General features: G+C 67.7%; 9 protein-coding genes and 1 pseudogene. All 10 read left to right on the plus strand.

Annotated features, from left to right (window positions below):
* Positions 1–5: 5 nt before the first annotated feature.
* The 10 genes and pseudogenes from uppS (at position 6) to HDC96_RS07580 (ending at position 11,314) form a co-directional block, all read left to right on the plus strand.
* Positions 6–740: a polyprenyl diphosphate synthase gene (gene uppS / locus HDC96_RS07535; protein WP_179459647.1), complete on the plus strand. Its 735-nt coding sequence runs from the start codon at positions 6–8 to the stop codon at positions 738–740.
* The gene (locus tag HDC96_RS07540) at positions 737–1,561 is read left to right on the plus strand and encodes a phosphatidate cytidylyltransferase (protein WP_176989963.1); all 825 of its coding nucleotides are present in this window, start codon (positions 737–739) and stop codon (positions 1,559–1,561) included. The genes uppS and HDC96_RS07540 overlap by 4 nt, the downstream gene beginning before the upstream one ends.
* A gap of 2 nt (positions 1,562–1,563) precedes the next feature.
* Positions 1,564–2,754 carry a 1-deoxy-D-xylulose-5-phosphate reductoisomerase gene (locus HDC96_RS07545; RefSeq protein WP_179459381.1) on the plus strand — a complete coding sequence of 397 codons (1,191 nt, stop codon included), beginning with the start codon at positions 1,564–1,566 and terminating at the stop codon, positions 2,752–2,754.
* A 34-nt stretch (positions 2,755–2,788) separates the two neighbouring features.
* Positions 2,789–4,147, plus strand: coding sequence for an RIP metalloprotease RseP (gene rseP / locus HDC96_RS07550; RefSeq protein WP_179459382.1), 1,359 nt, complete (start codon positions 2,789–2,791; stop codon positions 4,145–4,147).
* A gap of 73 nt (positions 4,148–4,220) precedes the next feature.
* Positions 4,221–6,587: an outer membrane protein assembly factor BamA gene (bamA, locus tag HDC96_RS07555; RefSeq protein WP_176989966.1), complete on the plus strand. Its 2,367-nt coding sequence runs from the start codon at positions 4,221–4,223 to the stop codon at positions 6,585–6,587.
* A gap of 505 nt (positions 6,588–7,092) precedes the next feature.
* Complete coding sequence (lpxD, locus tag HDC96_RS07560; protein WP_179459383.1) at positions 7,093–8,115, plus strand: UDP-3-O-(3-hydroxymyristoyl)glucosamine N-acyltransferase; 1,023 nt, start codon at positions 7,093–7,095, stop codon at positions 8,113–8,115.
* Positions 8,112–8,567, plus strand: a complete 456-nt coding sequence (gene fabZ, locus HDC96_RS07565; protein WP_179459384.1) for a 3-hydroxyacyl-ACP dehydratase FabZ — start codon at positions 8,112–8,114, stop codon at positions 8,565–8,567. Before lpxD ends, fabZ begins: the two co-directional genes overlap by 4 nt.
* A 19-nt stretch (positions 8,568–8,586) precedes the next feature.
* The gene (lpxA, locus tag HDC96_RS07570) at positions 8,587–9,378 is read left to right on the plus strand and encodes an acyl-ACP--UDP-N-acetylglucosamine O-acyltransferase (protein WP_179459385.1); all 792 of its coding nucleotides are present in this window, start codon (positions 8,587–8,589) and stop codon (positions 9,376–9,378) included.
* A gap of 104 nt (positions 9,379–9,482) precedes the next feature.
* Positions 9,483–10,655 (plus strand): annotated as a pseudogene (gene lpxB / locus HDC96_RS07575) (lipid-A-disaccharide synthase); the annotation flags it as partial.
* Positions 10,652–11,314 (plus strand): ribonuclease HII, encoded by a 663-nt coding sequence (locus tag HDC96_RS07580; protein WP_176989969.1) that lies wholly within the window; start codon positions 10,652–10,654, stop codon positions 11,312–11,314. The pseudogene lpxB and the gene HDC96_RS07580, both read left to right, overlap by 4 nt.
* The last annotated feature ends 18 nt before the right edge of the window (positions 11,315–11,332 follow it).

The following is an 11,332-nucleotide window of genomic DNA, read 5'->3' on the forward strand; positions in this document are numbered from 1 at the left end:
CGCCCATGCCGCGCCACGTCGCCATCATCATGGATGGCAACGGGCGCTGGGCACAGAAGCGTCGTCGCCCGCGCGTGATCGGCCATCGTGCCGGCGCGCGCGCGGTCAACCGCACCATCGATTTCTGCCTCGACCACGGCATCGCCGCGCTGACCCTGTTCGCCTTCTCCAGTGAGAACTGGGGCCGGCCGACCGATGAAGTCGATGCGTTGATGAAGCTGTTCCTCAATGCCCTCGACCGCGAAGTGGACGAGCTGCATCGCCGTGGCGTGCGCGTGCGTTTCATCGGCGAGCGCGAGCGTTTCGGCGCCGGGCTGGTCAGCCGCATGCAGCTGGCCGAGCAGCGCACGGCCGACAACCGCGCGCTCACCCTGAGCATCGCCGCCAGCTACGGCGGCCGCCAGGACATCGCCCGCGCCGCGCGCGAACTGGCGGCCGAGGTCGCGGCCGGCCGGCTGCTGCCCGAGCAGATCGACGAGGCGATGCTCAGCAGCCGCGTCGCTCTGGCCGACCTGCCGCCGCCGGACCTGTTCATCCGCACCGGTGGCGACACCCGCATCAGCAATTTCCTGCTCTGGCAGCTGGCCTACACCGAACTGTGGTTCACCGACGTACTGTGGCCCGAGTTCGATGCCGCCGTCCTGCAGCAGGCGATCGACGCCTATGCCTCGCGTGAACGCCGTTTCGGCCTGACCAGCGCCCAGATCGCCGCCTTGGCCACCGAGACCTCTTCCCCATGACCAAGACCCGAGTCATCGCCGCGCTGATCATGGCGCCGGTCGCCATCCTCGCCATCCTGATGCTGCCGACCCAGTGGCTGGCCGCCGCCGCGGCCGCCGTGTTCCTGATCGGCCTGTGGGAATGGCTGAAGCTGGCCGACGTCGAAGACACCCTCGCCCGCACCATCCTGCTGGTGCTGAACCTGGTGCTGATGGTGCTGATCGTGTGGGCCGATGCCGGCTCGCTGGTGCTGTACCAGATCGCCGCGCTGGTCGGAATCGGGTGGTGGCTGCTGGCCCTGCTGTGGCTGCGCTTTTTCAACTTCGGCGCCAGCCCGAGCAGCCCGGCGCGTGCGCTCAAGCTGCTGGCCGGCACCCTGGCGATCGTCCCGGCCTGGGCCTCGCTGGTGCTCATCCATGCCAGCGGTGACAACGGCCACCTGTGGTTGCTGACCGCGCTGGCCGTGGTCTGGGCCGCCGATTCGGGCGCCTACTTCGCCGGCCGTACCTTCGGCCGCACCAAGCTCGCCCCGCGCATCAGCCCCAACAAGACCTGGGAAGGCCTGGGTGGCGGCATGGTCGCCGGCCTGATCGTGGCGCTGGGCTTCGGCTGGCTGGCCGGCATCGACAGCGGCCACCTGGTCGGCCTGGTGATCACCGCCGTGGTCACCGTGTTCGCTTCGGTCCTGGGCGATCTCTACGAGAGCCTGATCAAGCGCCACGCCGGTGCCAAGGACTCGGGGCACATCATCCCCGGCCATGGCGGCGTGCTCGATCGCATCGACGGCGTGCTCGCCGCCCTGCCGGTGTTCGCACTCGGCAAGGAAATCTTCGGATTCTGATCATGGCCAGCGTTTCCGCTCCCCGCCAGGTCGCCGTGTTCGGCGCCACCGGTTCCATCGGCGCATCCGCGCTGGATGTGATCGCGCGCCATCCGGACCGTTACCAGGTCACCGTGCTGGCCGCCGGCCGCCAGGTCGATGCGCTGGTCGCGCTGTGCGCCACGCACCGCCCGGCCCACGCGGTGATCGCCGACGCATCGCTGTATGCCGCCCTGCGCGATGGCCTGCGTGACGCCGGCCTGGCCACCCAGGCCCATGCGGGCGCTGCGGCGCTGGACCAGCTGGCCGCCAGCGATGTCTGCGACACGCTGGTCGCGGCAATCGTCGGCGCCGCCGGGCTGTCCTCGACCCTGGCCGCGGCCGCGGCCGGCAAGCGCATCCTGCTGGCCAACAAGGAATCGCTGGTGCTGGCCGGCGAGCTGCTGATGCGCCAGGCCGCCGCCGCCGGGGCCGAGATCATCCCGATCGACAGCGAGCACAGCGCGATCTTCCAGTGCCTGCGGTCGCGCGATGCGAGCCTGGACGGGGCCGGCGTCCGCCGGATCATCCTGACTGCGTCCGGGGGGCCGTTCCGTGGCCGCACCCGCGAACAGCTCGCCCAGGTCACCCCGGCCCAGGCCGTGGCCCACCCGAAGTGGTCCATGGGCCCGAAGATCTCGGTCGATTCGGCGACGTTGATGAACAAAGGGCTGGAAGTCATCGAGGCGCACCACCTGTTCGGCGTCCCCGGCGAGCGCATCGACGTGCTGGTCCATCCGCAGAGCCTGGTCCATTCACTGGTCGAATTCGTCGACGGCTCGACCCTGGCCCAGATGGGCCTGCCGGACATGCGCACCACGCTGGCCGTGGGCCTGGGCTGGCCGCAGCGGATCGAATCCGGGGTCGGCGGGCTGGATCTGCTGACCCAGGGCCGGCTGGATTTCGAAGCCCCGGACACCGAGGCCTTCCCGTGCCTGAAGCTCGCCTGGCAGGCGATGGCCGCCGGTGGCACCGCCCCGGCGATCCTCAATGCGGCCAATGAAGTCGCTGTTTCAGCGTTTCTTCAGGGGCGGGCAGCTTTCCTTGCCATTCCCGCGCTGGTCGCTAACGCTCTGTCAACACTGTCGACCGAGTCCGCCGATACACTGGAGGGCCTGCTGACCGCCGATCAGCGCGCCCGCCAGATCACCCAAGCCGCCATCGACCACGCCTGAATGCCCCACACGCCCCCTTACAGTGCTGATCACCATGGGTGATTTCATCGGATCCGTCTGGTGGATGATCGTCAGCCTTGGCCTGCTGGTGACCTTCCACGAGTTCGGCCATTACTGGGTCGCCCGCCGTTGCGGGATCAAGGTGCTGCGCTTCTCTGTCGGTTTCGGCAAGCCGCTGTGGTCGCGCCGCAACCGCGCCGGCACCGAGTTCGCCATCGCCGCCATCCCGCTGGGCGGCTACGTGAAGATGCTGGATGAACGCGAGGTCGAGGTACACCCGGCCGAGCGCGGCCAGGCCTTCAACCATAAGACCGTGTGGCAACGGATCGCGGTGGTCGCCGCGGGCCCGGCCGCCAACCTGATCCTGTGCATCGCCCTGCTCTGGGCGATGTTCGTGATCGGCAAGCAGGATTATTCGGCCACCATCGGCCGTACCACCGGCATGGCCCAGATCGCCGGGCTGCAGCCGGGCGACCGCGTGGTCAAGGTGGATGGCCGCAGCGTGGCCACCGCCGGTGAAGCCAGCATGGCGCTGACCACCGCGGCGATGGACCGTCACGATGCCAAGGTCGAGGTCCTGGACGGCCTGGACCAGGTGCGGACCCGCACCCTGCCCCTGTCGCAGCTGCCGGCCGGCTTCGATGAACGCCGTGTTCCCCAGCTGACCGGGCTGAGCTGGCAGTTCTGGCTGCAGCCGGCGCTGGTCGACAAGGTCCTGCCCGAGGCGGCCGCCCAGGGCGTGCTGCTGCCGGGTGACCTGATCGTGGCCGTGGACGGCCAGCGCATCGAAGGCGCCGACCAGGTCCCGGCGCAGATCGCCGCGCTGGGCCAGCGCGGCGGCCCCGGCATGATCGACGTCCTGCGCGGCGGCGAGCGGCTGGCGTTGGAGATCACCCCCCGCCAGGGCGTGGACGGCCGCGGCCAGCCCACCTGGCAGATCGGCATCGGCTTCCCCGAGAGCCATGCCCCGGCGTACGACGCCGAACTCAGGTTCGGGCCGTTTGCGGCGGTCCCGGTGGCCCTGCGTGAAACCGCCCGGATGGCGGGCGATTCGCTGGGCATGATGCGCCGCATCGTCACCGGCAACGCCTCGCTGCAGAACATCTCCGGCCCGGTCACCATTGCCCGCGTCGCCAATGTCTCGGCCAAACGCGGCCTGGACTGGTTCCTGTATTTCCTGGCCCTGCTGTCGCTGAGCCTGTGCATCATCAACCTGTTGCCCATCCCCATCTTGGACGGCGGGCACCTGCTGTATTACCTTATCGAGTTGGTCAAGGGCAGCCCGCTGAGCGAGCGCGCCATGGCTGCCGGGCAGTATGTGGGCCTGGCGCTGCTGGCCGGGCTGATGGGATTGGCGTTCTACAACGACATCCTCGGCCTGGTCCCGCGATGAACTTTTTTCCTTTTGTCGTCGTCTTATGCGCCGGCATCCCGCAATGTTGAAATCGACTCCAACCGGACGTGACATGACGCGACTCCCCAATCGCCGCCTGCTGGCCCTCGCACTCGTTGCCGGTTTCGGCGCGCCCGCCCTGGCGCAGGCAGCCGAGCCCTTCACCGTCAGCGACATCCGCGTGGATGGTCTGCAGCGCATCACCTCCGGTACCGTGTTCACCTACCTGCCGGTGGAACGTGGCGACACCATCACCGACAACAAGGTCGGTGAGACCATCCGTGCGCTGTACAAGACCGGCTTCTTCGAAGACGTCCAGCTCAACCGCCAGGGCGACATCCTCGTGGTCACGGTCAAGGAACGCCCGGCGATCAACAAGTTGACCGTCACCGGCAACAAGGACATCAAGAGCGACCAGCTGCTCAAGGGCCTGAGCGACATCGGCCTGACCGAGGGCGGCACCTTCGATCGCCTGAGCCTGGACCGCGTGACCCAGGAACTGCGCCGCCAGTACAACGACCGTGGCAAGTACAACGTGGACATCACCCCGACGGTGAGCCCGCTGGACCGCAACCGCGTCGACATCGCCATCGCGATCAAGGAAGGCAAGGCCGCCAAGATCCAGCACGTCAACCTGGTCGGCACCGAGAAGTTCCCGGCCAAGGACATCCTGGAAACCTGGGAATCCAAGGAGCACAACTGGGCCTCGTGGTACCGCCGCGATGACCAGTACTCCAAGGAAAAGCTGTCCGGCGACCTGGAAAAGCTCAACGGCTGGTACCTGGACCGCGGCTACGTGGACTTCAGCATCGACTCCACCCAGGTCTCGATCAGTCCCGACAAGCGCGACATGTTCATCACCGCCGGCGTGACCGAGGGTGAGCAGTACAAGATCTCCGAGATCAAGGTCACCGGCGACACCATCCTCCCGCAGGAAGATGTCGAGCGCATGGTGATCCAGAAGTCCGGCGACACGTTCTCGCGTGCGCTGCTGGAATTCAGCTCGGACCAGATCACCAACTCGCTGTCCAACATCGGCTACGCGTTCGCCAAGGTGAACCCGATCCCGACCAGCAACCGTGCCGACCGCACGGTGGCCATCAACATGCAGGTCGTTCCCGGCCCGCGCGTGTCGGTGCGCCGCATCACCTTCAAGGGCAACACCCGCACCTCCGACGAAGTGCTGCGTCGTGAAATGCGCCAGTTCGAGAACAGCTGGTACTCGCAGGCCGCGATCGACCGTTCCAAGATCCGCCTGCAGCGCCTGGGCTACTTCGAGTCGGTGGACGTGGAAACGCCGCCGGTCACCGGCAGCAACGACCAGGTCGACGTGGTCTACAACGTCAAGGAAACCACCTCGGGCAGCTTCGTGTTCGGCCTGGGCTACTCGCAGTCCTACGGCATGACCACCTCGGTGCAGCTGTCGCAGAACAACTTCCTCGGCGGCGGCAACCGCGTGTCGGTCGAAGCGTCGCGCAGCAGCTACCTGCAGCGTTACGGCTTCTCCTACACCAACCCGTACTTCACCGATGACGGCGTCTCGCTGGGCTACAACCTGTCCTGGCGCGAACTGGACTACTCCGACTTCAACACCGCGCAGTACAACAGCACCAACGGTGCCGCGCAGGTGGTGTTCGGCGTGCCGATCACCGAGAACGACACCGTCTCGCTGATGGTGGGCATCGACAGCAACCAGATCACCACCTACCAGGGCTCGACCCCGCAGGCGATCATCGATTACATCGACGCCATCGGCCAGCGCACGTTCCATTCGTGGCGCACCGAGCTGGGCTGGGCGCGCGATACCCGCAACGACTACTTCATGCCGACCCGCGGTACCTACCAGCGCGTCGGCCTGGAAACCACGCTGCCGGGTTCGACCGTCGAGTACTACAAGCTGAACTACCAGTTCTCCAAGTACTGGCCGATCATCCCGCAGCTGGTCATCAACACCCGCGCCGAAGTCGGCTACGGCGACAGCTACGGCAATGACACCACCCGCGTGATCACCAACCCGGATGGCAGCACCCGCGTGGTCACCGCGACGGGCCTGCCGTTCTACGAGAACTTCTACGCCGGTGGTACCAACTCGGTACGTGGTTTCGAGGACAACACCCTCGGCCCGCGTTCGGAACCGACCCTGAGCTACAACCGCGGCCAGCCGCTGGGTGGCTCGCTGAAGACCGTCGGTTCGGTCGAAGCCTACTTCCCGCGCCTGTTCGACAGCCCGTCGGCCCGCATCTCGGCCTTCGTGGACTTCGGCAACGTCTACACCGGCGTGGACAACTTCAAGGCCAACGAACTGCGCGTGTCCACCGGTGTGGCCCTGCTGTGGCGCGCCCCGGTCGGCCCGATCTCGATCAGCTACGCCTTCCCGCTCAAGAAGGAAGACGGCGACGAGGTCGAGCGCCTGCAATTTACGTTTGGCGGCCAATTCTGAGAATTGACCACCAAACGTACCCAAGGTTTGCGTCGCAAACCTCGGGGCCTGTCCTGCCTCCTTAACCCCGCGCCTGTCGGCGCGCCCCCTTCAACAAGAAGGGGGCTCTCCACCAGACGCGGTACGCATTCGCCGGGCTTTGCCCGGCGTTTTCGTTTTGGGATTGGGACCGATTGGGGGAAGGCTTTTAGCTTCGGGTAGGTGCCGACCGTTGGTCGGCACGAACGTCCGGGATCAATGCGAGCCGGCCAGCGGCGGCACTACCCTGCCGCGCGCGCGTTGAACCGTCGGGGGTCGTGGCGGGTAGCCCTGGCCAGGACCGTTGGGCCGCATGGATGCGGCCCACGAGCCCCCATGGATGGGTTCACGGCGCGTCCTGGACGGGGCTACCCGCCATGACCCCGCGCGATAGCAACCGAAGCGCCACGCCGCAGCAAACCGACCAAGACACCCCAAAGCCCCCGCCCCGCATGACCGTTTCGGCAGCACACGGTAAACTCCCCCGGTGAACACTCCTACCTATACCGCCCAGCAACTCGCCGAGCAGTTTGGCCTGCAGGTCCATGGTGATGGCAGCACTGCCATCCATGGCGTGGCTACGCTCGCCCATGCCGGCCCCGGCCAGCTCACCTTCCTGGCCAACCCGCGCTACCGCGCGCAGCTGGCCGACAGCCAGGCCGCGATCGTCGTGCTGCGCGCCGAGGATGCCGAGGCCGCGCCGGGCGCCGCCCTGGTCGCCAAGGACCCGTACACCACGTTCGCCAAGATCGCCGCCCTGTTCGACATCGCACCGCCGCGCGCCCCGGGCATCCACCCCAGCGCCTGCATCGATCCAGACGCACAGGTCGCCGCCAGCGCCCACATCGGCCCGTTCGTGACCATCGGCGCCCGCAGCGTCGTCGGTGAGAACTGCATCGTCGGCCCCGGCAGCATCATCGGTGAAGACTGCACCCTCGAGAACGGCTGCGAGCTGATCGCCCGCGTGACCCTGGTCACCCGCGTCAAGCTCGGCAAGCGCGTGCGCATCCATCCGGGCGCCGTGCTCGGTGCCGACGGCTTCGGCCTGGCCATGGATGCCGGCCATTGGATCAAGGTGCCCCAGCTCGGCGGCGTGCGCGTCGGCGACGACTGCGAGATCGGCGCCAACACCTGCGTCGACCGTGGCGCGCTGGAAGATACCGTCCTCGAGAACGATGTGCGCCTGGACAACCTCGTGCAGGTCGCCCACAACGTACAGATCGGCGCCCACTCGGCCATCGCCGGCTGCACCGGCATCGCCGGCAGCGCCAAGATCGGCCGCTACTGCCTGCTCGGCGGTGCCGTCGGCGTCGTCGGCCACCTCGAAATCTGCGACAAGGTCGTCATCACCGGCAAGTCGGTGGTGCGCAACTCCATTCATGAGCCGGGCGAGTACTCCTCCGGCACCCCACTGACCGACAACCGCACGTGGCGTAAAAACGCCGCGCGCTTCAAGCAGCTCGATGCGCTCGCCCGGCGCATCCTGTCTGTGAGCAAGGAGAAGGAATGAGCAACAACCAGAATCTGCCGGACATCAACCTGATCCAGCAGTTGATCCCGCACCGCTATCCGTTCCTGCTGGTGGACAAGGTGATCTCGCTCGATTTCGAGAACCGGAAGATCGTCGCCACCAAGAACGTCAGCATCAACGAGCCGTTCTTCCAGGGCCACTTCCCGGGCCAGCCGATCATGCCCGGCGTGCTGATCATCGAAGCCATGGCGCAGGCCGGCGGCGTGCTGACCCAGCTCACCCTGGGCCGCGATGCGCAGTCCAAGCTGTTCTACATGGTCAAGGTCGACAAGGCCCGCTTCAGCAAGCAGGTCGTGCCCGGCGACGTGCTGGAGATGCACGTGGAGATCAAGCGCGTGATCCGCAACATGGCGGTGTACGACTGCGTGGCCAAGGTGGACGGCGAGATCGTCGCCTGCGCCGAAGTGCTGTGCGCCGGCACCCGCGAATGATCCAGGCAGGAGAACTGCAATGAGCGACAACGCCCCTCTCATCCACCCCACCGCGGTCATCGACCCGTCGGCGACGCTGGCTGCGGATGTGCGCGTGGGTGCGTTCTGCCTGATCGGCGCGGACGTGGAGATCGGTGCCGGCACCGAGATCGGTCCGCACTGCTCGATCCATGGCCCGACCCGGATCGGCCGCAACAATCGTTTCATCGGCCATGCCGCGATCGGTGGCGAGCCGCAGGACAAGAAGTACAAAGGCGAGCGCACCGAACTGGTGATCGGCGATGACAACGTCATCCGCGAATTCGTCACCATCAACCGCGGCACCGCCGGTGGCGGTGGCATCACCACGGTCGGCAACGACAACTGGATGCTGGCCTACACCCACGTCGCGCATGACTGCCACGTCGGCAACCACTGCGTGTTCTCCAACAACACCACGCTGGCCGGCCACGTCACCGTCGGCGACTACGTGATCATCAGCGGCTTCGCCGGTGCCCACCAGTTCTGCCGCATCGGTGCCCACGCCTTCCTCGGCATGGGTGCACTGACCAACGGCGACGTTCCGCCGTTCACCATGGTCGGCAGCGACACCCTGGGCCGCCCGCGCGGGATCAACAGCGAAGGCCTCAAGCGCCGCGGCTTCGATGCCGAGCGCATCGCCAGCATCAAACGCGCCTACCGCACCCTGTACGTGGCCGGCCTGCCGCTGGCCGAGGCCAAGGTCCAACTGGCCGAACAGGCCACCCACAGCGCCGACGTGAAGGACCTGCTGGACTTCATCGAAAGCGCCGAGAGGCCCCTGCTGCGATGACGGGTCCAGGCGGGCACACCCCGGGCATCACGACCGCCGAGATCATTCCGCTCGCCGCGATGGCGTCCAGCGTCGAACAGACGCTGGCCCTGCGCACCTCCGACCGGCCGGTGCGGATCGCCCTGGTCGCCGGTGAAGCCTCCGGCGACCTGCTCGGTGCCGGCCTGGTCCGCGAACTGCGCCTGCGCTTCCCCAATGCCGAGTTCGCCGGCATCGGCGGCGATGCCATGCGCAGCGCCGGCTGCCAGACCTGGTTCGACGCCAGCGAACTGGCGGTGATGGGGCTGACCGAAATCCTCCGCCACCTGCCGCGCCTGCTCAAACTGCGTCGCGAGTTCCGCGCGCGTGCCCTCGCGTGGCAGCCGGACGTGTTCATCGGCATCGACGCACCCGACTTCAACCTCGGCGTGGAGCGCTGGCTGAAGGACCGCGGGATCCGCACCGTCCACTACGTCAGCCCCTCGGTCTGGGCCTGGCGCGAAAAGCGTGCCGAGAAGATCGGTGCCAGCGCCGACCTGGTGCTGTGCCTGTTCCCGATGGAACCGCCGATCTACGCCAGACACGGCATCGATGCCCGCTTCGTCGGCCACCCGATGGCCGATGACATTTCCCTGCACAACGACCGCGAAGAAGCGCGTGCCGAGCTCGGCCTGCCCTCCAACGCGAAGGTGCTGGCGGTACTGCCCGGCAGCCGCCTGGGTGAAATCAGCAAGCTCGGCGAACCGTTCTTCGAAGCCGCCTGGCAGGTTTCCGAACGCATCCCCGGCCTGCACGTGGTGGTCCCGGCCGCCAACGCCGCCTGCCGCCAGCTGATCAGCGAACAGCTCTCCGCCTCAGCCCTGCCGGTGGCGCACTCGCACCTGCTCGACGGCAGCGCGCGTACCGCGATGATCGCCGCCGACGTGGTCGTGCTCGCCTCGGGCACCGCCACGCTGGAGACCATGCTGGTCAAACGCCCGATGGTGGTCGGCTACCGCGTCGCCGAACTGACCTACCGCATCGTCAAGGCGCTGGGCCTGCTCAAGGTCGACCGCTTCGCCCTGCCCAACATCCTGGCCGGCAAGGACCTTGCCCCGGAACTGATGCAGCATGACTGCACCCCGGACAAACTGGCCGCCGCCATCCTGCAATGGTTCGACCACCCGCAGCGCGTGATCGACCTGCAGGGCACCTACGAGCGCCTGCACCTGCAGCTGCGCCGCGACGCCTCCGCACGCGCCGCCGATGCCGTCACCGACCTGCTCGAACGCGGCCCCGACCGCAACCGCGCCGCATGAGCCGCCGCCACGCCGCAGCCGCCTCGCTGGCCCTGTTCGACGGCGCTGCCCTGGCCACCGTCGCCCCGCGCTACGTCGCCGGCGTCGATGAAGCCGGCCGCGGCCCGCTGGCCGGCCCGGTCGCCGTCGCCGCCGTGGTGTTCTGCCCCGATCGCCCGCGCCTCAACGGCCTGGACGACTCCAAGCAGCTCACCGCCGCCCGCCGCGACCAGCTCTACGACAGGATTCTCGACCGCGCCCTGGCCTGGCACGTAGTGATGGTGGACGTCGGCGAAATCGACGCCCTCAACATCTACCAGGCCACGATGCTCGGCATGCGCCGCGCCGTCGAAGGCGTCGCCCACGTCGCCCAGTTCGCCCGCATCGACGGCAACGTCGTCCCCAAGGGCCTGCCCTGCCCGGCCCAGGCGCTGATCGGCGGCGACGCCCTCGACCGCGCCATCATGGCCGCCTCGATACTCGCCAAGGTCAGCCGCGACCGCTTCATGCAGTCGCTGCACGACACGCACCCCGAGTACGGCTTCGACCAGCACAAGGGCTACGGCACCCCCGCCCACCTCGCGGCCCTGCGCAGCCACGGCCCCTGCCCCCAGCACCGCCGCAGCTTCGCCCCCGTGCGCGCGTGCCTGGACGCCGACCGCAGCAGCGTTCCCGCCTGAGTGATGCCGTTGCCGGGC

It is taken from the genome of Stenotrophomonas sp. JAI102 (assembly GCF_013409105.1).
GTDB lineage: Bacteria > Pseudomonadota > Gammaproteobacteria > Xanthomonadales > Xanthomonadaceae > Stenotrophomonas > Stenotrophomonas maltophilia_AA.

Bases quoted from the DNA above. Each gene is read 5' to 3' on its own strand.
- fabZ (WP_179459384.1), top strand. From the start codon at position 8,112: ATGAGCAACAACCAGAATCTGCCGGACATCAACCTGATCCAGCAGTTG.
- HDC96_RS07580 (WP_176989969.1), top strand. From the start codon at position 10,652: ATGAGCCGCCGCCACGCCGCAGCCGCCTCGCTGGCCCTGTTCGACGGC.
- rseP (WP_179459382.1), top strand. From the start codon at position 2,789: ATGGGTGATTTCATCGGATCCGTCTGGTGGATGATCGTCAGCCTTGGC.
- bamA (WP_176989966.1), top strand. From the start codon at position 4,221: ATGACGCGACTCCCCAATCGCCGCCTGCTGGCCCTCGCACTCGTTGCC.
- HDC96_RS07540 (WP_176989963.1), top strand. From the start codon at position 737: ATGACCAAGACCCGAGTCATCGCCGCGCTGATCATGGCGCCGGTCGCC.
- lpxA (WP_179459385.1), top strand. From the start codon at position 8,587: ATGAGCGACAACGCCCCTCTCATCCACCCCACCGCGGTCATCGACCCG.
- HDC96_RS07545 (WP_179459381.1), top strand. From the start codon at position 1,564: ATGGCCAGCGTTTCCGCTCCCCGCCAGGTCGCCGTGTTCGGCGCCACC.
- uppS (WP_179459647.1), top strand. From the start codon at position 6: ATGCCGCGCCACGTCGCCATCATCATGGATGGCAACGGGCGCTGGGCA.